Origin of the sequence: Marinobacter sp. MIT930201, from assembly GCF_047122665.1 — a bacterium.
GTDB classification, from domain to species: Bacteria; Pseudomonadota; Gammaproteobacteria; order Pseudomonadales; family Oleiphilaceae; genus Marinobacter; species Marinobacter salarius.
In genome coordinates, this window is sequence record NZ_CP138916.1 from 2,868,435 (window position 1) to 2,890,549 (window position 22,115).

At 56.8% G+C, this 22,115-nt stretch carries 19 protein-coding genes; 12 read left to right on the top strand and 7 right to left on the bottom strand.

The annotated features are described in order from the left end of the window. Nucleotides 1-211: 211 nt before the first annotated feature. Nucleotides 212-1,381 carry a nitric oxide-sensing protein NosP gene (gene nosP, locus SIC19_RS13115; protein WP_075194476.1) on the top strand — a complete coding sequence of 390 codons (1,170 nt, stop codon included), beginning with the start codon at nt 212-214 and terminating at the stop codon, nt 1,379-1,381. Beyond that, nucleotides 1,359-3,620 carry a NahK/ErcS family hybrid sensor histidine kinase/response regulator gene (locus SIC19_RS13120; RefSeq protein ID WP_412535521.1) on the top strand — a complete coding sequence of 754 codons (2,262 nt, stop codon included), beginning with the start codon at nt 1,359-1,361 and terminating at the stop codon, nt 3,618-3,620. Before nosP ends, SIC19_RS13120 begins: the two co-directional genes overlap by 23 nt. 4 nt (nt 3,621-3,624) lie before the next feature. Here the strand turns inward: SIC19_RS13120 and SIC19_RS13125 are convergent, their stop codons facing one another. Then, nucleotides 3,625-4,302: a response regulator transcription factor gene (locus SIC19_RS13125; protein WP_075194477.1), complete on the bottom strand. Its 678-nt coding sequence runs from the start codon at nt 4,300-4,302 to the stop codon at nt 3,625-3,627. A 287-nt stretch (nt 4,303-4,589) separates the two neighbouring features. Between SIC19_RS13125 and SIC19_RS13130 the strand changes: the two genes are divergently transcribed. The 5 genes from SIC19_RS13130 (at nt 4,590) to SIC19_RS13150 (ending at nt 9,815) form a co-directional block, all read left to right on the top strand. Further along, entirely contained in the window at nt 4,590-5,588 is a 999-nt protein-coding gene (locus SIC19_RS13130) for an ABC transporter substrate-binding protein (protein ID WP_075194275.1), read from the top strand. Further along, nucleotides 5,585-6,361: an ABC transporter permease gene (locus tag SIC19_RS13135; protein ID WP_075194276.1), complete on the top strand. Its 777-nt coding sequence runs from the start codon at nt 5,585-5,587 to the stop codon at nt 6,359-6,361. Before SIC19_RS13130 ends, SIC19_RS13135 begins: the two co-directional genes overlap by 4 nt. Continuing rightward, nucleotides 6,354-7,028: an ATP-binding cassette domain-containing protein gene (locus SIC19_RS13140; RefSeq protein ID WP_075194277.1), complete on the top strand. Its 675-nt coding sequence runs from the start codon at nt 6,354-6,356 to the stop codon at nt 7,026-7,028. Before SIC19_RS13135 ends, SIC19_RS13140 begins: the two co-directional genes overlap by 8 nt. 91 nt (nt 7,029-7,119) lie before the next feature. Next, on the top strand, nt 7,120-9,216 hold the full coding sequence (locus tag SIC19_RS13145) for a T6SS phospholipase effector Tle1-like catalytic domain-containing protein (protein ID WP_075194278.1): 2,097 nt from the start codon (nt 7,120-7,122) through the stop codon (nt 9,214-9,216). After that, entirely contained in the window at nt 9,216-9,815 is a 600-nt protein-coding gene (locus SIC19_RS13150) for a DUF2931 family protein (RefSeq protein ID WP_075194279.1), read from the top strand. The genes SIC19_RS13145 and SIC19_RS13150 overlap by 1 nt, the downstream gene beginning before the upstream one ends. 31 nt (nt 9,816-9,846) lie before the next feature. On the opposite strand, the gene SIC19_RS13155 is transcribed toward SIC19_RS13150, so the two are convergent. The 4 genes from SIC19_RS13155 to SIC19_RS13170 are packed head-to-tail and all read right to left on the bottom strand — an operon-like array spanning nt 9,847 to nt 13,572. After that, nucleotides 9,847-10,650 (bottom strand): ABC transporter permease, encoded by an 804-nt coding sequence (locus SIC19_RS13155; protein ID WP_075194280.1) that lies wholly within the window; start codon nt 10,648-10,650, stop codon nt 9,847-9,849. A 2-nt stretch (nt 10,651-10,652) separates the two neighbouring features. After that, a complete protein-coding gene (locus tag SIC19_RS13160; RefSeq protein ID WP_075194281.1) occupies nt 10,653-11,375 on the bottom strand; it encodes an ABC transporter ATP-binding protein in 723 nt (240 codons plus the stop codon). 7 nt (nt 11,376-11,382) lie between these two features. After that, nucleotides 11,383-12,357, bottom strand: coding sequence for a YVTN family beta-propeller repeat protein (locus SIC19_RS13165; RefSeq protein ID WP_075194282.1), 975 nt, complete (start codon nt 12,355-12,357; stop codon nt 11,383-11,385). Nucleotides 12,358-12,399: 42 nt separating this feature from the next. Further along, nucleotides 12,400-13,572 carry an ABC transporter substrate-binding protein gene (locus tag SIC19_RS13170; RefSeq protein ID WP_087148963.1) on the bottom strand — a complete coding sequence of 391 codons (1,173 nt, stop codon included), beginning with the start codon at nt 13,570-13,572 and terminating at the stop codon, nt 12,400-12,402. A gap of 122 nt (nt 13,573-13,694) precedes the next feature. Here SIC19_RS13170 and SIC19_RS13175 point away from each other — a divergent pair, with 122 nt between their 5' ends. After that, nucleotides 13,695-14,966 carry a sensor histidine kinase gene (locus tag SIC19_RS13175; protein ID WP_226909975.1) on the top strand — a complete coding sequence of 424 codons (1,272 nt, stop codon included), beginning with the start codon at nt 13,695-13,697 and terminating at the stop codon, nt 14,964-14,966. After that, nucleotides 14,963-15,619 carry a response regulator transcription factor gene (locus SIC19_RS13180; protein WP_036210434.1) on the top strand — a complete coding sequence of 219 codons (657 nt, stop codon included), beginning with the start codon at nt 14,963-14,965 and terminating at the stop codon, nt 15,617-15,619. The genes SIC19_RS13175 and SIC19_RS13180 overlap by 4 nt, the downstream gene beginning before the upstream one ends. Nucleotides 15,620-15,631: 12 nt before the next feature. Here the strand turns inward: SIC19_RS13180 and SIC19_RS13185 are convergent, their stop codons facing one another. Further along, nucleotides 15,632-16,285, bottom strand: a complete 654-nt coding sequence (locus SIC19_RS13185) for a pentapeptide repeat-containing protein (protein ID WP_075194283.1) — start codon at nt 16,283-16,285, stop codon at nt 15,632-15,634. Between the two features lie 66 nt (nt 16,286-16,351). Further along, nucleotides 16,352-18,205: a methanol/ethanol family PQQ-dependent dehydrogenase gene (locus SIC19_RS13190; RefSeq protein WP_075194284.1), complete on the bottom strand. Its 1,854-nt coding sequence runs from the start codon at nt 18,203-18,205 to the stop codon at nt 16,352-16,354. 366 nt (nt 18,206-18,571) lie between these two features. On the opposite strand from SIC19_RS13190, the gene pedF reads away from it, so the two are divergent. From pedF to SIC19_RS13205, 3 genes are all read left to right on the top strand, one after another. Beyond that, nucleotides 18,572-19,000 carry a cytochrome c-550 PedF gene (gene pedF / locus SIC19_RS13195; protein ID WP_036205991.1) on the top strand — a complete coding sequence of 143 codons (429 nt, stop codon included), beginning with the start codon at nt 18,572-18,574 and terminating at the stop codon, nt 18,998-19,000. 76 nt (nt 19,001-19,076) lie between these two features. Then, entirely contained in the window at nt 19,077-20,033 is a 957-nt protein-coding gene (locus SIC19_RS13200; protein ID WP_075194285.1) for a substrate-binding periplasmic protein, read from the top strand. A gap of 221 nt (nt 20,034-20,254) precedes the next feature. Beyond that, complete coding sequence (locus tag SIC19_RS13205; RefSeq protein WP_075194286.1) at nt 20,255-22,030, top strand: PQQ-dependent methanol/ethanol family dehydrogenase; 1,776 nt, start codon at nt 20,255-20,257, stop codon at nt 22,028-22,030. Nucleotides 22,031-22,115 lie beyond the last annotated feature (85 nt).

Here is a 22,115-nt window from a genome sequence, read left to right on the forward strand (position 1 = left end):
TTCCCGGCGCCGGGGCCTCGAACTTAAGACTAAAGTGCCGGTTTGCTTTCCCGCAAATCGGCAGCGCCAGCAGGCATTGATTCAGGAGGGTTTTTAATCAATGGCTTACGATCATTTTGGCGCGCCAATTAAAAGCACTGAAGTCGCATTGGCTCCGTTTGCGGATTCCGTAGAATCGAGTGAAAGCCACTCGGTTTCGGAGCGCGTATCCATGAAACCCGTTACCACGCTGCCTGCCGTTCGGGTAGCCAGCTCGCATGTTCGTGATCCGATGCTGGCCGCTACCAACCTTGCCAGCGAGCTCAGTCATGAACACCTCGGCTGTGTCCTGTTTTTCTGTTCCGCTGAATACGATCTCGGCCGTCTGGGCATTGCCCTTGAACATGTCTTTGATGGCGTGCGGGTCAGTGGTTGTACGTCTGCGGGGGAAATTACACCGGAAGGTTACGGCCGGGGCTGTATCACCGCTATTGGTTTCGACCGGCGTTACTTTTCTATTGAATGCGCCCTGATCAGTGAGCTTGAGCATTTCACCCTTCACGACGCCCAGGGGGTCATTGATGGTCTGTTGTCCACCTGTCGTGATGCCGGCCTGGCATCGGTCAAGGGCAACACCTTTGCCATCACTTTGCTGGATGGGCTGTCGAGCCGGGAAGAGCTTGTGCTGGCGACACTGAATGCCGCGCTCGGCACTATCCCACAGTTTGGCGGATCCGCGGGCGACGACGAGCGCCTGGCCAATACCCACGTGTTTTTTGAGGGCCGGTTTCACACCGGGGCCGCCACTGTGATGCTGGTTAATACGCCGTTGGACTTCCGTGTGTTTTCCACGCACCACATGCAAGCCCGCGAAGAAAAACTGGTGGTTACTCACGCAGATGCTAAGAGCCGGACCGTCTATGAGTTGAACGCGGAACCGGCAGCGGAAGCCTACGCCCGCGCAGTGGGCGTAGCGGTGGAAGAGCTTGACCGCAAGGTGTTTGCGCTGCGACCGATGGGCGTGCGGATCGGGGGGCACTATTTCGTGCGCTCGGTACAACGGGTGAACGCCGACGGGAGCCTGACGTTCTACTGCGCGGTGGAAACCGGCATCGTGATGACCGCCATGGAGCCTGGCTCACTTCTTGAGAGCGTGCGCACGCAAATTGAGGCCTCCGAGCGGGTCGTGGGCCCGCCACTGGTAACCATCGGCTGCGACTGCTTTCTTCGTCGTCTGGAGGCGGAGTTCACCGGCGTGGTGGATGAAGTGTCAGATTTCCTTCGCCATCACAAGGTTATTGGCTTCAATACCTATGGTGAGCAGTTCGACGGTATGCATATCAATCAGACGTTTACGGGGGTGGTGATTGGTCAGCCCGATGCCGGTTACGGTCACAACTGAGGCTGATCCCGACAACCGCAGGGATCAGCGGATTGCCGAGCTGGAGGCGGAGAACGAACGCCTCCGAAAGATAAGGGACGCTCTTATTGTTCGGGTGGAATCCGGCTCGGCTCACAAACCCGAACCCTATGCGGCGTTTGAACACTCGGTGGTTCTGGCGGAGCAGGTGCGGGAACGTACGGAAGCGCTCAACCAAACCATGGATGAGCTCAAGCACAGCAACAAGGCCCTGAACAGGGCCCGCGAAGAGGCTGAAACCACGCGCCAGCGTCTGGCAGACGCTATCGAAAGCATTGCTGATGGCTTTGTGCTTTTTGATCACCAGCACCGCCTTATTCAATGTAACAGCCGGTTCCGCAGTTACTGGGCCGATGCCCGGTTGGATGTTCCTCCCCCCGGCACTTCTATCGCCGATCTGAAGGCCATGGCGATCAATTCCGGGCTGGTGGTCGAAGAGCATGTGAATGAGTCCTCAGAAGGGGCGGTGTTCCTGCTGTCCAATAGCCGTTGGGTGCAGATGACGGAAAGGAGCACCCGTGAGGGTGGGCTGGTTGTTCTTTACTCGGACATTACTGACGTCAAGAACAGTGAAATGGCTCGCCGAATCAAGGCGCTTGAAGAGAGCGAGCGCTGGATCCGCGTGGTGACGGACCATGTGCCCGCACTGATCGCCTACGTGGGCGCGAACATGACCGTGCAGTTCTGCAACAAGGTTTATGAAGCCTGGTATGGCCGCAATGGTGAGTCTCCACTTGGTAAACACCTGGAGAACATTCACCAGCCTGAGCTTTACCAGCGGCTCATGCCTCATATGCAGGCGGTGCTCAGGGGTAATAGCGTTAACTTCGAATTCGAGGAAACCAACGACACCGGAGAGACCCGCTACATGCTCCGCGCCTACGTACCAAACGTGGACGACCACGAGGAGGTTATCGGGTTCTTCGTGCTGATCCGGGACATTACCGACCGCCGCAAGACCGCGCTGGCACTGGAGCAGGCGTACGATAATCTGGAACGGCGGGTGAAAGAACGTACCGCAGCTCTTACCGGCCTCAACAGTCAGTTGCGACAGGAAATCAGTGAGCGGGCGGCGGTGGAAGCGCGACTGCGTGACGCCAAGATGGACGCCGAGCGCGCCAACTTGTCGAAAACCAAATTTCTGGCGGCGGTCAGCCATGATCTGCTGCAGCCACTGAATGCAGCTCGCCTGTTCACCAGTTCTTTGTTGGAGCACTCCTTCGGGCCCAAGGCCGAGGGACTGGTGCGATCGGTAAGCACCTCCTTGGACGATGTGGAAAACCTTCTGGGCACCCTGGTGGACATTTCCAAGCTGGATGCCGGCGTGATCAAGCCGGACATCATGGCCTTCGACTTGCGGGACCTGCTCAACAACATCGCCCGTGAGTTTCGTCAGATGGCACTGGCGGAGGGGCTGACGCTGGACTTCGTGCCATCCTCGGCAATCGTGGAGTCCGACTCCCAGCTACTGGCGAGGATTCTTCGCAACTTCCTCACCAATGCCATTCGTTATACCGGTACTGGGCGCATTCTGCTGGGGTGCCGCCGGCATCGGGAGCATGTATTGCTGCAGGTGTGGGACACCGGCCCTGGTATTCCGGAGGACAAGCTGACCGAGATTTTCCAGGAGTTCAAGCGCATTCGCCCCGCTGGCTCGCAGCCGGACAAGGGCCTTGGGCTGGGGTTGGCGATCGTCGACAAGATTTCCCGCATGCTGGGCCACGAGGTGACGGTATCCTCGATAGAGGGCAAAGGCTCGGTGTTCAGTGTAAAAGTGCCGGTCGGGCGGTTGTTGCCCAAACAGCCGACAGCGGATGACGACCGCGCAGTGTCAAACCACGGCGGCCTGGGTGGCGCCAGGATCTGGGTGATCGACGACGACCATGCCATCTGCCAGGGCATGCAGACGTTGCTGGAAGGCTGGGACTGCCAGGTGGTTTCAGCGGTTTCCCTTGGAGATCTTGAGCGACAGCTGGACCCGGCCAAGAGTCCCGTGGACCTTATCCTGGCGGATTATCACCTGGACAACGACGAAAACGGGGTAGATGTGGTAGCCGAGATCAATGGCCGCCGCCATTGCCCGGCGCCGGTGGTCATGATTACCGCCAACTACACCAACGAGTTGAAGCAGCACATCCGCGAGTTGGGGCATGTGTTGATGAACAAGCCTGTGAAGCCGTTGAAGTTGCGCAGTGCGCTGAATCACCTTTTGAGAGGGTGATCTCCTACCGCTTCAGATACTGACTGAAATCCACGTCGCTGGCCGACAGAATCGCCTGCACCCGGTTGTGAACCCCCAGCTTACGAAGAATCGCCGAGACGTGGGCTTTTACCGTGGTCTCTGCAATGTTCAGGTTGTACGCAATCTGTTTATTGGATTCCCCTTTGGACATACGCTCCAGTACCAACAACTGGCGGCGGGTCAGGGAGTTCAGCAGCTCTGGTGAAATCGGGTTGTCCTCATGACGGCTACGGCGATGGGTGCTTTCCTTGCCGGTACGGATAATGTCGGAAGGCAGATAAACATTGCCGTTGAGGATCTGCTGAATGGCTTCCGTCATCTGGGCGCGGGGAGAAGATTTGGTAATGAAACCGCAGGCGCCGTAGGTAATGGCCTGCAACACCACCTGCTTGTCTTCCTCCGCCGATACAATGACCACCGGGATGGTTGGCGCTTCGTTTCGCAAGGTAATCAGACCGTTCAAACCGTGCATTCCCGGCATGTTCAGATCCAGCAGGATCAGATCCAGATCATCGTTTTCGCGGGTAATGTCCAGGGCGCTATCGAGGTCGGCAGTTTCAATGATCGTACTGCCGTCAAAACCGGTCGATATCACGCTGCTGATGGCCTCACGAAACAGCGGGTGGTCGTCGGCGATCAATATTTTGTAGGTTGGCTCCATCACTGGTTCCACCGGTTTGTTGTCGTTATCAGGGACGGTTTTCGGGACATCATAGCGCTTTTCGGGAGAGAGTGTGGCATCGGGCTCATTCAGCATGGCGGCCTCCTGGGACAGGGGATCTCCCAAGTGGGGTGTGATCCTCTGGTTATTATTGTGATGATTGCATTACACGCTATCCTCGTCTTGGGTTGAATGCGACCATCGCACCAAAAAACAGGCACCAAAGTACTATTCTTGCCGGCTGGCGGGCTTCGTATCGTGGAGGGATGAGCCAACAAACCATAACAATGCCTGATCCCGTATTTCCCGTTGCCGCTGTCCGCGCTGCCTGGATGGCTATGGCCATCGTGTGGTTGGTTTTTGCGCAACCCGGGTCAGCTATTGCCAGCGATAACCAACCCTTGCCTGTGTTGTCCGTCAGTGTGTTGCAGTTCGGCACTGCTCACTGGGAGTTGGACCATATACTTCACCGGAGGCTGGACCGGAAGAACGGCTTCCAGTTGGAGCTCACGCCGGTGGCTAACCTGCCCGCGTCCCGCCTGGCGGTAACCAGTGGCTCCGTCAACGGGGCCGTAGCCGACCTGCTTTGGGCTCAGGCCCGTTTTGAGGACGGAGCGCCTCACCTTTACGTACCGTTTTCATCCCAGATTGGCGATATCGTGGTGGCTGAAGACTCCGATATACACGCCGTGGCCGATCTGGCCGGCACGCGTATCGGCGTTGCAGGCGGGCCGGACAGCAAGGGCTGGATACTGTTGCAAAAGGTTGCCGAGCAGCAAGGGATCAAGCTTGCCGAATCTGCCGAGGTGCAGTTTGCCGCTCCACCGCTGCTGAGCCAGGCCCTGAGGCGGAGCCAAGTGGATGTCATCATTACCTACTGGCATTTTGCGGCACGCCTGACAGGTGAGGGTGGCTGGCGCTCGGCGTTCAGAATGTCGGACCTTCTGGCCGCTATCAAACTGGACCGAAATTTGCCGGTTCTGGGGTATGTTTTCCCGGCTGATTGGGCGGACGACCATCGCGGATTGATGGACCGATTTGCCAGATCTTTGCAGCAGGCCAAGAAAGAGCTCTCGGATAGCGAAAGGTTCTGGCAACGCTTGCGGCCACTGATGGGTGAGCCTGACGACGCTGTGTTTCAATCGCTGCGGAAAGGATTTGTGGCAGGCGTACCATTACCGCTAACGGACCAGCGCATTGCGGACCTGCATCGTCTGCTGGCGCTCACCGGTGCCAATCCTGACAATCGTATGCCCGCCGACCTGTTCCACCGGGGCCAACCGTGAGCGCCTTCTCCGGCCGCCCTCCGGCCTGGAGTTACTGGGTGGTGTTGCCGTCTCTCGTCTTTTTCTGGGCGGCGGTTGCCTGGGTGATCAAGTCCCCCTTGCTGCCGACTCCCCTCGACGTTTTAGATTCCCTGATGCAGGAATCCGAATCCGGAGCCCTATGGCACCACCTTGGTGCCACACTAGCGCGTGTGGTGGTGGCCTTTGCATTGGCCATGCTGCTCGGTACCGGGATCGGCATTGCTATGGGGCGCTCCCAAACTACCAATGCGCTGTTCGATCCTTTGCTGGTCCTGCTTCTCAACCTGCCCGCGCTGGTAACCATCATCTTGATGTATGTCTGGTTTGGCCTGGTCGAAGTGGCAGCGGTGATGGCGGTGGTGATCAATAAGGTCCCCAATGTGGCGGTGACGGTTCGGGAAGGGGCCCGCAGCCTCGACTACCGGCTGGAGGAAATGGCCACCGTCTACGAGTTCACCCGCTGGCAACGGTTTCGTGAGGTCTGGGTACCACAACTGTTTCCCTATCTGATGGCGGCTACGCGTGGTGGCTTGGCTCTAATCTGGAAAATCGTGCTGGTGGTCGAACTGCTGGGTCGTTCCAGTGGTGTCGGTTTCCAGTTACACATGGCCTTTCAGGTGTTCGATGTGGCTTCCATCCTCGCCTACAGTCTGGCCTTTATCGCCGTGGTGCAACTCATCGAGTTGGCCATCCTGCAGCCCCTTGAACGCCGCTCCAGTCGCTGGCGTCAGCCGGAGGCCGCCCATGCTTGAGCTACAAATCGCCGGGCGCAGTTTTGGCAAACCCGTATTGGGTGAGGTCTTCGCCACCATTGAGCGGGGCGATCGCATCTGCCTGTTAGGGCCGTCCGGTATTGGCAAAACCACCCTGTTGAACGCCATCGCCGGGCTCGACAAAGCACTCCCGCAGGGTGCCATTATTGGCCGCGAGACACTGCGGGTTGGCTACCTGTTCCAGGAACACCGATTGCTGCCCTGGCGAACCCTGAATGCCAACCTCCAGCTTGTAGGGGCGAGTGATGAGGAGGCTGAAATCGTTCTGGGCCAGGTGGGCCTTGCCGGATACGGTCACTACCTGCCGGACCAGCTTTCCATCGGCATGGCTCGACGAGCCGCACTCGCACGTTGCCTGGCGGTTAAACCGGATTTGTTGTTGCTTGATGAGCCCTTCGCGTCGCTTGATCCGGTAAAGGCGGGAGAACTAAAAACACTGATTGCTGGCATCATGGACGCCAATGCCAGCATGGCCATGATTTGCGTAACCCATGATGGGCGCGATGCCGAGACTCTGGCGAACCGTCTATGGTATCTGGATGGTAGTCCAGCGCAGTTGCAGTGGGACGATGCCATTGGTGAGCCCCGCTTGATCAGCAATCTTCTTGATAAGTTGCGAGATGCGGAGGACGTGGACCTGGTTTAGTGACATAAACGTGACACTCGAATTGTTGCCTTCGTGAAACTTCGGCTAACATGGTCAGCCTGTCTTTTACCGTCAACAAGGAGTGCTGACGATGGGCTTTATGGACCTGGTCCCGGTTTGGGACCTGAAGGCCTACCACCTTCCCCGCATTGAATCCCCCTTTATCGCCACCAGTATGGCTAGGCGCGTTATCCAGGACGATGGCAGTGTCCGCGCGCGCATGGAATCGGCGTTCGGGCCCCAAACCCGCAGCGGCCATCATCTGACCGAAACCGTCTGCCGGGCAGTCAGCGATAACAGGCTGATGCTTGTCTATACCGGGTCCGGCCGGCCCCTTTCTCCCGTCGTGAGCTGGCTGCCAGACGATAGCCTGCCCGCGGGAGGACGCTGGAGGTTACGCAGTGGCGGAATGAACTCACCTTATGCCATCCAAAAAGGCGTAGCAGAGCTGAATGCCTGCGACATTACCCCTGAACAACTGCGCCAGTATCATCCCCAAGGCATTGGTGGGTTGGGTGTAGGGTTGTTCTCGGCGAATTATCGTCAATGGCGGAGATCTGAGCGTGAGTCGCAAGACGGGGCGGAAGATCATCGATTGAGCCTGCCGCTGGGAGCCTCTGCTTCAGTGGCATCGCTGAGTGCTGCGGCAGCACTGGCCGCCGAGAAAACAGATTCCTCCAAGGCTGTTCCTCCCAAAGTACATCTGGAAGTCGGGATATTTACCGACGGCACCATGAACAACGCTGCCAATGCACGCTCGTTTGCCGAGCAGCTGGAGCGGGATTGTCTGATTCCCTATGAAAACGATGAGATAAGTCGGGAGGAGTGTGAGTGGCGAATTCGCCTGATGATGGGGGATAGTTACGCCAATGGCCTTAGCAACGTGGCTAAATTGTGGGACTTGTATGTAGAAGGCCGTAACGAACTGGATGATGCCGTTAGGTATAGGCGTAAATTGTATGCTCCTGGAGTAGGCACCAAGACCGGAGGTGACGATGTTTTATATGGGGCGATAACTGGTATGGGAGAGTCTGGTGTCGTCCAGCAGGTGAAGGGCGTGTTTGTGGATCTAGCACGAGAGGCGAAGGAAATTCTGCAAACATTATCTGTTGAACAGCGAAATAGACCTTTTGAGAGATTAACACTCGACCTGTTCGGCTTCAGTCGGGGTGCGTCCGCTGCCCGCCATGCTGTCCATGAAATCAGCAAGGGGGAGAGCGGCCTTTTGGCCAAGACTCTGTTCGAAAACGGTATATCTTGGCCGAAGCACATAGAAATTCGTTTCGTGGGTCTGTTCGACTCCGTGGCAGCCATTGTGAACCCTGCGGCCGGTGACCTTTCGGCTCACAATGATCGCAACCATCCTGTAAGGCTTTATCTGGACTCGGACAAGGTAGATCGTGCGGTACATCTGACCGCTGCTCACGAACACCGTAAGAATTTCGCCCTGAACAGTCTAAGAAGTCGCGACGGCAGCTTGCCTGCCAACTTCCGAGAGATAAACCTGCCGGGTGTCCACTCTGATATAGGTGGTGGCTATAGCGACAACCAGAGAGAAGAAGTGTTACTGAGCCCAATTCTACACGTGCCCCGAAACCGGCTGCGCTGGCCAAAGAAAACCATGCAATGGGATGATTTGGAGTTTCAAAGAAAACAAATTGTGGCGGAAGGGTGGGTCGGTCCCCATAGCTTGCCAGTGCAGCGATCAGACCACGCGCAGAATGGGCCAAGCGATCCAGGTTCTGGAGAGCCCGCGCGACTCGAGATCGTTAGCCGACGATATGACCATCCGGCCCCAGATGGCCGAGTCGATCTAGTGTTGCGGATGCAGCGCCAGGTGCGCGGCGAGTATTCGAGAGTTGCTATGCGGTTGATGCACCATTTTGCGAGAGAGGCCAAGGTGCCGTTCAACGCCGTTGAAGCGAAAAAGAGCGACAACGCGCTACCCGAAGAACTTGAACCCATTTTCTCAGAACTTATCGATCAGGTTTGCGTGGGTAATGACTCGCCTTCACTTGCACAAAAAGACTTGAACTTGTTGCTTCAGCGATATATCCATCATTCATCGCACTATAACAGTGTCACGACTCAGATTGCGGGTGAATCAGTGACAATTGAGGGCGTTTACCCCAACTCGCCAGCGCCCTCCGGGGAACGTTTGGTTTATCCACAGATGGAAGGCGAATAATGATTAGGAAGATCTCGGTCGCTTGGGTGTTAGTGCTGGCTGTATTGGCCAGTGGCTGCGCATCTCCGCAAGATAATGACTCCATTTGGTATATCGATGTGGCTGCTCCCGAACACTATGATGTTTGGGGGGTAGAAATGTTCTTAGAGAAGACTGGCGAGCGGAGTTGGCGTCAGCCCGTCGGCTACGTAGGTTGCTGCTGGGAGGGGCCTAACGGCCCAACTGGGTCTGGTTCCAGGGTTGATCCGTTTCCAGAACTGATATGGATACGTTGGTTCTCATTTGCCGAGCAAAAGTATTACGTCAAGCTGATCGAAGTGCCGCCGAATCTGTTAGAACGCATGCGGAAGCCTGCACCCTACGCAACGCAGGTTGATATGCGTTCTGGGCCAAGAGATACCATGGTTATTGGTTTGGCTCCTGGTGGTACTGTCGTGGTTTGGATCTTGAACCAGATAGGCAACGAGATAGAAGTAATGCGCATGAAGGCGACCGAGGTGCCAGGTGATCCGGACGATTTTGAAGTGGGAACCCGAAACTACCTAGAAAAGCACGGCGACTACCTCCAAGAACACGGCGTACCAAAGGAAGGTTGGTAAGCGGGTACCCTGCCTGCCGAATGCCTCTCGGTCAGGCAGGCTTTGTCCCCAGTATCTTGGTCCTCTGCGGCCGAAACCCCGCCGTTGCCAAAAGTGCCAGCACGACCGTTACACTGGCGGTAATGCCGAAGGCGGTGGGATTCCACTCCAGATACAGCGAAAACCGGATCGCTTCCACTGCGTGGGTGAACGGATTGAACTGGCAGACCCAGTACAGCCAGGGGCTGGCTTCGTTCATTTTCCACAGGGGGTACAGCGCCGAAGACATGAAGAACATCGGGAAAATGACAAAGTTCATGACCCCCGCAAAGTTTTCGAGTTGCTTGATCCAGGTGGCAATCAGCAGGCCCAGCGCACCCAGCATCAGGCTGGTTAATACCAGGGCCGGAAAGACGGCCAGGTAGCCCCACAACGGTGGCTCCACATCCACCAGCAATGCCAGCATCAAGAACACATACACCTGCCCGACCGACACCACCCCCATCGCCAGCAACTTGGTCACCAGCAGGAACGGCCGGGGCAAAGGGCTCATCAATAAAACCCGCATACTGCCCAGTTCCCGGTCATACACCATGGAAAGCGCCCCCTGCATGCTGTTGAACAGGATGATCATCCCGCACAGCCCGGGGGCGATGTAGGTCTCGTAAGTGATGTAGGTCTGGTAGGGCGGAATAATGGAAATACCCAGCACCGCCCGGAAGCCGGCGGCAAACACCACCAGCCACAGAAGCGGCCGAACCAGGGCGCTGGCGAAGCGAGTGCGTTGTTGCCAGAAGCGCAACCACTCCCGCGTCTGGATGCCGACAAAACAGTGCCAGTAATGGGCCGCTTTCATGATTATCCTGCCCCCGTCAGCGAGTGAAACGTTTCCGCCAGGTTCCGGGTGCCCTCGGCTTCGCAAATGTCCTGGCCGGAGCCATCGGCCAGCAGTTTCCCCTGGTGCAGGATCAACACCCGGTCATCCTGTTGCACCTCCTCGATCATGTGCGTCGCCCACAGCGCGGTCAGGCCGGCCTCGTCGCACAGAATGCGAACATGTTCGTTGAGCGCTCTGCGACTTGCCACATCCAGGCCGACAGTGGGCTCATCAAGCAGCAACAGAGAGGGCTCATGAAGCAAGGCCCGGGCAATTTCCACACGCCGTCGGTGGCCGCCATTGAGCTTGCGCACGGGTTCGTTGGCGCGCTCCAGCAGTTCAAAACGAGCCAGCTCGCGATCACCCCTCGTTCGGGCGTCTTTGCGAGATAATCCGTGCAGCGCGGCGTGATACTGCAGGTTCTGGCGCACGGTCAAATCAAGATCCAGAGCGTTCTGCTGGAACACCACACCAATCTGGCGCATGGCCTCGGATGGCTGTTTTTTCAACGATTGACCGGCCAGCAGTAGTTCGCCTTGTTGGAGCGCCAGAAGCCGGGTTAACAAACCGAACAGTGTGGACTTGCCGGCGCCGTTGGGGCCCAGAAGAGCGTGGAAACGGCCAGAGGTCAGCGCGAAGCTGACCTCTTTGAGCACGGGCTTGTCGCCGTAGCGAAAGCTGATATGGCTGGCTTCAATGGTCATGCTGGTGTTATGAGGACGGATCAATGACCACACCCCAGGGGTAGCGGCCGACCTTGATGGATTTGATCACCTTCAGGTCTTCGACATCGATCACCGAAACGTCTCCTGAAACGCCGTTGGTGGTATAGAGATGTTTCTCATCCTTATCGAGATCCAGTTGCCATACCCGACTGCCCACCAGTAGATAATCCAACACTTCATAAGTCTGGGCATCGACGACTGCAACATGATTTGATGGGCCGAGCGCTACGAAGGCGTATTTTCCATCGGAGGTCAGCTCGATACCGACGGGCTGAACGCGGTCCTGATTCACGCCAGGAACCTTGAACGACATCTCATGGATCTGCTCCAGATTGTCCACATCGATGATGTGCACGGTGCCGCCGATTTCCGCCGAAGCCCAGGCAATCTTGCTGTCTTTGCTGAATTCCACGTGGCGGGGGCGTTGCCCGACAACGATGTTCTTTTCAATCTCAAAGGTCTCGGTGTTGATCCAGTGCAGCATGCTGGTGGTTTCACTGGTGTTGACCGCCCATTTTCCGTTCGGGCTTACAGCCATGCCTTCCGGCTCTATACCGACGTCAATCTGGGCCAGGACGTCTTTTGTGTCCACATCCACCACTGTGACGATGGCGTCGTCCTCGTTGGCGATGTACAGATGCTTGTTGTTCGGGTGAAGTGAGAACTGTTCGGGATCTTCACCGGAGGGCAGGGTGTCGACGATCTTGCGGGTCGCCAGATCCAGCACCTGCACAGTATCGTCGTCACTGGCGCAGATATAAAGCTTGGTGTGGTCCTTGGACAACAGGATGCCCCGTGGCCGCTGGCCCACATCAATGGTCTCAACAACTTCCTGAGTCTCGGTGTCGATGATGGAAAGGGTGTTGTCTTTTTCGTTGGACACGTAGGCAAGGCTGGCCATGGCCGGTGTCGACAGGCCGACGATGGCGACCAGGGCGGCGTGCTTGAGCAGAGACTTCATGGTGTAACTCCTTCTTGTTATAGAAAGCTTCCGCCAGAGCGGTCAGCCGTTGATGCGACATTCGCTCTCTGGTTTGTCGAAACCGAGCGTGTCCATGTCCGTGTTGGGATGCAGAAACCCCTCGAACGGTGCCCTGGCAACCAGTCCCCGTGGATGAACCAGGGGAATTGGCTGTCGAAGTTGGCCGTTCCAATCGCGATAAGTCAGCTTGCGGCCCTTGAAAGCGGCAAGCTGGAATTTGTCGCTGAAAAGAAAACTTCGGATTGCGTTGGGGCTTGCGTCACCCAAGTCAGTGACGGCTGTGCCGATGGAACGAATGGCTGCCCAGGTGGCATAGTCCTCGCCGTTCATGTCGCGGCCAGCCAGATCACGGAAGCGGCTTTGCAGTTGAGCGGCGCCCCAGCTTTCCACTACCCGGTGCCAGGTAACGGGGGACATCCCCTGAGTGCCGACGACAGGTCGCGGCAGCCATGTATTAAAAGGCACGTACTCGCCAAAATCGCCTCGAACATCCGCCACCACAACGGCATCGTAGTCGCTGGCCTGGGTAAACAACGGCAGTTCCCTGGAGGCGGTGCGGCGAAGGTCGGCGTCAAAGGTCCATGGTTTGTCTTCAATAACTTCCAAACCGAAGCGCTTGGCAGATCTGCGAAAGGCATTGGCCCAGACTTTGTCGTCGTCAGTGGGCCCGGTAATCAAGAAAATCTCGTTCCAGCGCCGTTGGTTCAGCCACTGTGCCAGTGCGTCCGTCAGCATGGCGTAGCTGGGCATGGTATGGAGCAGGTTGGCGTTGCATTCGATGGTTCGAAGCTCGTCCGCTTTTGAACCGGCATTGAACAGAAGTGTGTCTGCGTCCGTCTTTGCGATCATTCTCTTCAATGTCTGTGCCGGAGTATTCACCACGAACAGTTCGATACCGGACGCGCGCAGTTGGTCGAAAGCGGCCATCGCCTCGGCTTCCGAGTCGGCAACCCTGCTTTCCAGGGTGTAGGTCTGCCCGAGAAACTTCCCGGTGGTGCTGTTGTCCTGCATGCCCAGTTCTGCGCCTTTCAGGCCGGCGTCTTCCGGTTCGGGAAGGACATTGGACAAGACCGGGCCCTGGTCCGGATGCCATTGCACATACCCTACACGTACCTCAAGAGAATCTGCTTTCAGCGGGGCGGTGCTGAGGATGGCTGCCAGTATTGCGGTTGCAGTCCTGAACAAAAGAGACATGAAGTTCTCCGGTTTATTGTTGTGCTTCCAGCTTAGAGAAGGGAAAAAGTCCCGGAAATATTCAGAAAGTAGGAAAGTGCCGGTACTAAAGAACTATTCCGGTCAGAAATAGGGCGTTTAGCATGATTGGTATAGGTGCCAAAGCCTTTGACTGGACCAAAATAATGACGGCTTACCGGAAAATTTCCCTGACCATGCTGGCGGTATTTGTTGTCGTGTATCTGCTGGGTGCTGCGTTGTACATTGGGCAGGCGCAGCACGATGTTCAGCGTGAGCTCACCGGCGTGTCAGGTCTGGCGAAAAGTCTGGGCGATCCTCAAGGTCTGCCGGCTAATGTGGTTGCGAATATGCGGCACATAAAGCCAGTGGCCGACAAGGCAGACGACAATGGGCATGTGCCTTCCTGGTTTTCGTCCATGGTGTCGGGACAGGTGTCTTTTCCCTCGGTCAATGGCTGGCGGATTGATCCCGCTGATGAGGTCGAGGAAATCTGGGAAGGGTTCCTGCTGGTTTCCTTTTCCTACGCAGTGGGTATGGTTTTGTGCTTCATGGCACTCTACGGAATGGTCAGGCAGGGGCTTCGGCCCCTGGTTTCATTGGCAAGCGCTCTGGAGGCTGTGGCCGGGGGGGAGCTGACGTCCAGGCTGCCAAGGCAGAGTATCCGAGAACTGGATACTCTGGCCGGTCGGTTCAATGCAATGGCCACCGCGCTGGAAAAGGAACAGAAAACCGTCAGCCACCTGCTGAACGAACTGCTGCAGTTACAGGACCGGGAGCGATCACATATTGCCCGTGTCTTGCACGATGATCTTGGCCAGTATCTCACCGGTATTCGTGCGCAGGCGCGAAGCTGGGTGTACGACCCCGAATTGAACGAACGACAGAAGCAACAGGCAAAAGATCTAGCGGGACACTGTGAAACCGTGCAACAGCATTTCCGCCATTTGTTGCAGGATCTGCACCCATTGGTGATGGAGCAACTTGGCCTGGACAGCGCCATTCGACACCTGGCGGAACAGTGGCAGCAGTTGAGCGGGCTGGACTGTCGGCTTGATATGGATACGCAACTGCCGCAACTCACCGATGAGCAGCAGACACATCTCTATCGTTTCCTTCAGGAGGCGCTGAACAACATATCCCGACACGCCAGAGCCCGCTGCGCAATACTGGCGGTTGCTCAACATTCCGATGGACTGCGGATTGACATTCGGGACGACGGAGCCGGTGCAGAGAACTTTCCCGCGAAGGCGGGCCTGGGCATTCGCTCCATGCGTGAGCGGGCGCGATGCCTCGGCGGAAAGGTGCAATTTTCCAGCAAGGTGGGTGAAGGCACACGAATACGCCTTGCGGTGCCTTTGTCTGAATCCATTACAGCGCCAGGAGGTGCCGTGTGAAACTGATGATCGTTGATGACCATCAGGTTGTGCGTCAGGGGATTGCCAACCTGCTGAGGTCGATGATACCCGCCGTCGCCATTGTCGAAGTGGAAACAGGACAGGATGCGGTTGCCCGTTACGCGGACCACCAGCCGAATGTCGTGCTGCTGGATATGGGGTTGCCGGATATCTCTGGCCTGGAAGTGGGGCGCCGACTTCGTCAGCGCTGGCGCAGCGCCGCCATTCTGTTCTTTACCATGCACGATGAACTACCAATGGTGCGCCAGGCCCTGGATGTTGGTGGGCTGGGATTTGTATCCAAGAGTTGCGCCCCCGAAGAATTGGCGGAAGCGGTCAAACGGGTAGCGGCGGGCCAACCCTACATCGAGCACCCGATTGCGACCCGGCTGGCTATGAATCAGGAAAGACCGGTGGATCACCGTCTGCGCGATATCACACAGCGGGAGATGGAAGTTTTGCTGATGTATGCCCGGGGGGAGAGTGTTCCGGGGATTGCCGGGCGCCTGTGTGTTAGCAATAAAACGGTTTCCAACCATCTGGCGGTATTGAAAAGCAAACTGCAGGTGGCCTCGTCAGTGGAGTTGATTCACCTGGCTGTGGATGCTGGTCTGATTCGGTACGGGCAATTGGGAGAAGGCCAGCGGGTGTGAGCCCGCCCACCATTACCAATCGAAAGGGCAGGCCGTGCAGCCTTCCATGTAGGTACCCTCGAACGTTGCGTAATGTATCCGGGTTCCGGTGAGATTGGCGTTAGACAGATTGGCCAGTCCGAGCTTGGCCTCCTGAAGGTTGGCTCCCCGCAGATTGGCACCCTTCAGGTCGGCTTTTGGCAGCCAGGAGATTTCAAAACTGCTGAAGGCGAGATTGGCGTTCTGCAATGAAGCGCCTGAGAATCTCGAAAAATCGAAATTGGCCCCCGTTAGATTCGAGCCGCTAAAGTCAGCCCCCTGGGCAAAAAGGTATTGCCCCTGCATGCCCTGAAGATCTGCATTTTTCAGCGATGCTCCCCGCATGCTTGCTCGGTAGGCCTGCAAACGGTAGCCAACGACGTTGTCCAGACTTGCTCCATCCAGATTGGCACCTCTGAGGCTTGTATGGCTCAGGTTGGCGCCTGAAAGGTTAGCGCCTTTGAAATCAGCGGAACGCAAGTCCATGTTGGACAGATCGGCGCCCCGAAGATCCGCTCCGGGGCACTGGGCCCGGCGCTCAAGAACACAGCCGTTGAATGAGGGCGCATGATCCTGGCCGGCCATGTAATCGCCGGCGAACGACTGTGAGCACAAAGCCATCATGGAAGCAGTAATAACGAATTTCATGGTAGTCACTCCCGAACAGATACAAAAAAGGGCCTGGCGTTAAGCCAGACCCAGGTCGGAAATTGGTTAGCGTGAAGCCTGCGCCCAGGAGGGCATCTTGAACACCCAGAATGACCCGCCTTGAGAAATGGGCTTGGTCAGCTCAGCCATATCGCCGCCCCACAGTGGCACTGCACCGCCGTAGCCAGAGGCAACGCCGATATACTGCTCACCGTCCATCTCCCAGGTGATCGGAGACGAAATGATCCCGGAGCCGGTCTGGAACTTCCAGAGTTCTTCGCCGGTTTCGGCGTCAAAGGCCTTGAGGAACCCGTCTCCCGTGCCTGTGAATACCAGGCCGCCCTTGGTGGCAAGAACACCTGCCCACAGGGGCATATTTTCCTTGTGCTCCCATTCAATGTCGCCGGTGATGGGGTTCATGGCACGGAGGATACCCACATGGTCGTCATACATGCGCTTGATGCGGAACCCCTGACCCAGGTAGGCCGCGCCTTTTTTGTAAGTGACCTCCTCGGTCCAGTAATCCTCTTTCCAGTGGTTGGCTGGCACGTAGAACAGACCGGTATCCTGGCTGTAGGCCATAGGGTTCCAGTTTTTGCCACCGAGGAAGGGCGGAGAAACTTCGATGGATTTGCCGCGGGTTTCGCCTTCAGCTACGGGTGGTGGGCGCTGGCCTTCGGCTTCGATTGGACGACCGTCCTCGCCAATCCCTTTGGCCCAGGTAATATTGTCTACGAACGGGAAACCTTTTTTGAAATCGCCGTTGGTACGGTCAACAACGTAGAAGAACCCATTGCGATCGGCGTGCGCTGTCGCTTTTACGGTCTCCCCGTCCTCATCGTATTCAAAAAGCACCAGTTCGTTGTTGCCCGAGAAGTCCCAGGCATCGTTGGGTGTGTGCTGGTAGAACCATTTCACTTCGCCAGTGGACGGGTCTACGCCGACCTGCCCGGACGTGTACAGGTTGTCGTAGTCGGCGGGGTCGCCACCGGGTGATGTGCGCTTCCAGGTGTTCCATGGGGCAGGGTTGCCAGCGCCGATGATGATGGTATTGGTGTCGGCATCGAAGCTCGCGCTCTGCCAGGGGGCACCGCCACCGTGGCTCCAGGCCTCGACCTTTCCAGTTTCAGTGTTGGGATCGTCAGGCCAGCTCGGTGCACGAGGATCGCCGGTCGGTGTGCTTTTCTCGCCATTCAGGCGACCATAATGCCCCTCCACGAATGGACGCATCCAGATTTCTTCGCCGGTATCAGGGTCACGCGCAAACAGTTTGCCCACAACGCCGAACTCATCCCCGGACGACCCGTGAATCAGTAGTACCTTGCCGGACTTCTGGTCTTTCACCAGGGTTGGAGCCCCGGTCATGGTGTAGCCTGCTTCGTGGTCGGCGAACTTTTCCCGCCAGGCTACCTTGCCAGTGTCCTTGTTTAGGGCAACGATGCCGGCGTCAAGGGTGCCAAAGAAGACCTTGTCACCGAAGATGGCTGCGCCCCGGTTCACAACGTCGCAGCACGGGCGGATGCCCTCGGGCAGGCGGTGATTGTATTCCCAGAGTTTGTCTCCGGTTTTGGCGTCCAGGGCGTAGATTCTGGAATAGGAACCGGTGATATAGATAACGCCGTCGTGAATCAGCGCCTGCGATTCCTGCCCCCGCTGCTTCTCGTCGCCGAATGAGAAAGACCAGGCCGGAACCAGGCGCTCAACGTTCTCGCGATTAACAGTGGTCATCGGGCTGTAACGTTGTGCCTTGGGGCCGATGCCGTAGCCAAGTACGTTTTCCGTGGTTTGTGCATCGTTGGCGATGTCGTCCCACGTCACGTCTTTGGCGTGCACCTGAAGTGACAGAGCGACTGATGAACCCAGCATCAGTGCCAGGCTGATCCCGCGTATAAGCGGATGCTTTTCTTTGGTGGTTTTCATACATGTTCCCCTTGGTTTTTGTTGTGACTAACGCCCTGCTTAGACGTCGACGCACTGAGTATTAGCTGCGTAGCCAACGCCAGGCGACGGAAATACCCATGCTGGATCCGGGAAAAAACCAGAAAAACCCGGGAAAATATCCCGATAAGCGTGCTTGTAGCTGAGAAACGGGCAGTTTTCAGACATTGCCTTTCGATCTCATGCTTTGGCCTTCGCTCTCTGCGTCTACTACCAAGGAACTACACCAAAACCTCCAAAGTGGCATTCGGATTGAGCGGTGCGATTCCTAGACTGGGAGCAAGCACATTGGCGTCTGACAAAACCAACAGCCAATGGATGAGGAATCAAATAGCAGAGGTAGCAACAATGACCACGCCCTTTTCACTTCACACGCTGCTGGCAGCCGCTCTTTTGGGAGTTGCTGGTCTGGTAATGGCTCACGGCAACGTGACTCCACAGGAGGTGGACACTGGTGACCTGCCTGAACTCGGTGACGAAGTGCGATCGCAGAACCCGTTTCGGGAAGGCAATGAGTATGGCAAGCACAATGCCCAGGCCGTGACAGTGGGAGAGAGTGCGTACGCCGGCAACTGCGCAGGCTGCCACGGTATCCGCGCTATGTCCGGCGGCCTGACGCCCGACTTGCGTGAGCTGACCGAGTGGGATGACGAGTATTACGTTACCCGAGTGCTCAACGGCACTGACAGGGGCATGCCCGCTTGGAAGAAAACACTGGACCAGAACGCCATATGGGCCATTCGGACTTATGTGGAGTCTCTGCCGAAGCCGGAATGATCGCTTCTCGGATCTTCATACCAAGCCTGTACTCAGGCCGGCCCTGTGCCGGCCTGGCGTCGTTGGGGAGAAAACAATGAAAACACTGTCCCGTATTGTTGTACTGATGCTGTTTTTCCAGGTGGTCCCGGCGCAGGAAGTGGATGACGGCGATCCGTTACTGAACAGGCCTGCGGAGCGAACCTACGACATCATTCTCGAATCCGGTTATCTGAAAGTTGGTGTTTATGAAAACTTCCCGCCGTACTCCTACGAGGTGAACGGAGAACCCCGTGGCATTGACGTGGAAGTGGGCAAACAGATTGCCGAAGCCATGGGCGTTGAATTCCGGGTGCACTGGATCGTGCCCGACGAAAACCTCGGAGATGACCTCAGAAACAACGTCTGGAAAGGGCACTACCTCGCCAAGCGCCGGCTGGCAGACGTGATGATGCGGGTGCCTTATGACAAGCAATATGCCTACATGCAGGATTCCACCGGGGAATACATCAACGAACAGGTGGTGCTGTTCGGCCCCTACCAGCAGGAAACCTGGCAGATTGCCTTCAATCCGGAGAAGATTGACGGTGTCGATACCGTCGCCAAGTTCCAGTACCACCCCATTGGCGTGGAGATCGATACCCTGCCGGACTTCTACCTGAGTTCCGGTTTGCAGGGCCGTATGCGGGATCAGGTCAGGCATTACCCGAACGTTCGCAAGGCATTCGATGCCATGCGCGAGGGCACGGTCAGTGCCGTTATGGGTATGCGCGCCGAGATCGATCATGAGCTTGGGCGCCCTGGAAATACCGAATTTCAGCTGGCAGGGAACGGCTTCCCGGGTATCGGCAAGCAGGTCTGGGACGTGGGCATGGCCATCAAGCATACCCATCGCCAGCTCGGTTATGCGATCGAAGCCATTATCGGTGACCTGGTGAAATCCGGCGACATGCAAGCACTGTTTGCGGAGCTCGGGCTGCGATATAGCGTTCCCCAATATTATCGGGAATTTCTCAGCGAGGAAGCGTTGACTAAGGCCGAAGGTCAGCGTTGATGACTCCCCGCTTTATTTCGAGCGATACATCAAGCCCGCGAAGCCCTCGCGGGCTTTGTTTTTGGAGGTAGTAATACCAAGTGATGAGAAAACCAGTGCCGGGGGGTAATTGTTGGTTTTCGTCCCAAAGCGAAGAATCACTTCAGAGGCGGGAAAAGTTCCCGGTTCATCCTGAAACAAAAACGATAGCACCGAAAACAAGAGACTTGGAGAGCGCAACCATGACATCGAACAAGTTCGGGATTCGCATTGCGGCCAGTGCCCTGGCGCTGGCGGTATCGTATGGGGCCCAAGCGGTCACCGACGAAGACATCATGAACGATCATAAAACGCCGGGCGATATTGTCAGTTACGGCATGGGTACCCAGGGTCAGCGCTTCAGTATCCTGGAAGACCTTAACACCAGCAACATTCAATACCTCCAGCCAGCCTGGGCGTTCTCGTTTGGCAGCGAGAAAATGCGCGGCCAGGAGTCGCAGCCATTGATCAAGGATGGCGTGATGTATGTGACCGCCTCCTATTCCCGTGTTTACGCTATTGATGCCAGAACCGGCGAGGAGATCTGGCAGTACGACGCGCGTTTGCCCGACGGCATCATGCCCTGTTGTGATGTGGTTAACCGTGGCGTTGCCCTATACGACGACAAGGTTATCTTCGGTACTCTCGATGCCAAACTCGTCGCTTTGAACAAAGATACCGGCAAGCCCATGTGGATCAAGAAGGTTGCCGACTACCAGGCGGGTTATGCCATTACCGCCGCACCTATCGTTGTCAAAGGCAAAGTGATTACCGGCGTTTCCGGTGGTGAGTTCGGTATTGTCGGCAAGGTGGAAGCCTACGACGCCAATACCGGTGAGCTGGTGTGGATGCGCCCGACTGTTGAAGGCCATATGGGCTATGTCTACAAAGATGGCAAGGCGGTTGAAAACGGCATTTCCGGCGGCAAAGCCGGACAGACCTGGCCGGGTGATATGTGGAAGAACGGCGGTGCTGCGACCTGGTTGGGTGGCACCTATGATCAGGACACCGACTCCCTGTTCTTCGGAACCGGTAACCCGGCACCCTGGAACTCACACCTGCGCCCTGGCGATAACCTGTTCTCATCCTCGCGGGTGGCAATCGATCCGGACGATGGCAGTATCAAATGGCACTTCCAGACCACGCCTCATGATGGCTGGGACTACGATGGTGTCAACGAGCTGATTTCGTTCGATTACAAAGAAAAGGGCAAAACCGTGAAAGCGGCGGCAACCGCTGACCGTAACGGCTTCTTCTACGTTCTGAACCGTGAGAACGGCGACTTTATTCGCGGCTTCCCATTCGTGGACAAGATCACCTGGGCTGAAGGCCTTGATCCGAAGACCGGTCGTCCGATCTTCAAGGACGGTGGCCGCCCGGGCGATCCTTCCGCAATGGAGGGAAGTAAAGGTGAGGTGGTTGTTGCCCAGCCGGCGTTCCTTGGCGGCAAGAACTGGATGCCCATGGCGTATAGCCAGGACACCGGGCTTTTTTATGTGCCGTCCAATGAATGGTCCATGGATATCTGGAACGAGCCAGTTTCCTACAAGAAAGGCGCGGCTTTCCTGGGTGCGGGCTTTACCATCAAGCCAGCTAATGACGATTACATCGGCGTGCTCCGTGCCATGGACCCAAAGACCGGCAAGGAAGTCTGGCGTTATGAAAACACCGCTCCACTGTGGGGTGGTGTGATGACAACCGCGGGCAACCTTGTCTTCACTGGTACGCCCGAAGGCTATCTGAAGGCTTTTGACGCCAAGACCGGCGAAGAGCTGTATAAGTTCAACACCGGTTCCGGCGTTGTGGGTACGCCTGTCACCTGGACCATGGACGGCGAGCAGTATGTCTCTGTGGCCTCTGGCTGGGGTGGGGCGGTTCCGCTCTGGGGCGGTGAAGTGGCCAAGGTGGTAAAGGACTTCAACCAGGGCGGTATGGTCTGGACGTTCAAACTGCCGAAGGATCGTGTTGCGAGCAACTGATCCCTGGAGTTTACCGACTCGGTATCGGGTCTAGAAGGGGCTGCCGAAAGGCAGCCCTTTTTTTTGGTACATCCTTTCAGTTTTA

Bases quoted from the DNA above. Each gene is read 5' to 3' on its own strand.
- nosP (WP_075194476.1), top strand. From the start codon at position 212: ATGAAACCCGTTACCACGCTGCCTGCCGTTCGGGTAGCCAGCTCGCAT.
- SIC19_RS13120 (WP_412535521.1), top strand. From the start codon at position 1,359: ATGCCGGTTACGGTCACAACTGAGGCTGATCCCGACAACCGCAGGGAT.
- SIC19_RS13125 (WP_075194477.1), bottom strand. From the start codon at position 4,302: ATGGAGCCAACCTACAAAATATTGATCGCCGACGACCACCCGCTGTTT.
- SIC19_RS13130 (WP_075194275.1), top strand. From the start codon at position 4,590: ATGCCTGATCCCGTATTTCCCGTTGCCGCTGTCCGCGCTGCCTGGATG.
- SIC19_RS13140 (WP_075194277.1), top strand. From the start codon at position 6,354: ATGCTTGAGCTACAAATCGCCGGGCGCAGTTTTGGCAAACCCGTATTG.
- SIC19_RS13145 (WP_075194278.1), top strand. From the start codon at position 7,120: ATGGGCTTTATGGACCTGGTCCCGGTTTGGGACCTGAAGGCCTACCAC.
- SIC19_RS13150 (WP_075194279.1), top strand. From the start codon at position 9,216: ATGATTAGGAAGATCTCGGTCGCTTGGGTGTTAGTGCTGGCTGTATTG.
- SIC19_RS13155 (WP_075194280.1), bottom strand. From the start codon at position 10,650: ATGAAAGCGGCCCATTACTGGCACTGTTTTGTCGGCATCCAGACGCGG.
- SIC19_RS13160 (WP_075194281.1), bottom strand. From the start codon at position 11,375: ATGACCATTGAAGCCAGCCATATCAGCTTTCGCTACGGCGACAAGCCC.
- SIC19_RS13165 (WP_075194282.1), bottom strand. From the start codon at position 12,357: ATGAAGTCTCTGCTCAAGCACGCCGCCCTGGTCGCCATCGTCGGCCTG.
- SIC19_RS13170 (WP_087148963.1), bottom strand. From the start codon at position 13,572: ATGTCTCTTTTGTTCAGGACTGCAACCGCAATACTGGCAGCCATCCTC.
- SIC19_RS13175 (WP_226909975.1), top strand. From the start codon at position 13,695: ATGATTGGTATAGGTGCCAAAGCCTTTGACTGGACCAAAATAATGACG.
- SIC19_RS13185 (WP_075194283.1), bottom strand. From the start codon at position 16,285: ATGAAATTCGTTATTACTGCTTCCATGATGGCTTTGTGCTCACAGTCG.
- SIC19_RS13190 (WP_075194284.1), bottom strand. From the start codon at position 18,205: ATGAAAACCACCAAAGAAAAGCATCCGCTTATACGCGGGATCAGCCTG.
- pedF (WP_036205991.1), top strand. From the start codon at position 18,572: ATGACCACGCCCTTTTCACTTCACACGCTGCTGGCAGCCGCTCTTTTG.
- SIC19_RS13200 (WP_075194285.1), top strand. From the start codon at position 19,077: ATGAAAACACTGTCCCGTATTGTTGTACTGATGCTGTTTTTCCAGGTG.
- SIC19_RS13205 (WP_075194286.1), top strand. From the start codon at position 20,255: ATGACATCGAACAAGTTCGGGATTCGCATTGCGGCCAGTGCCCTGGCG.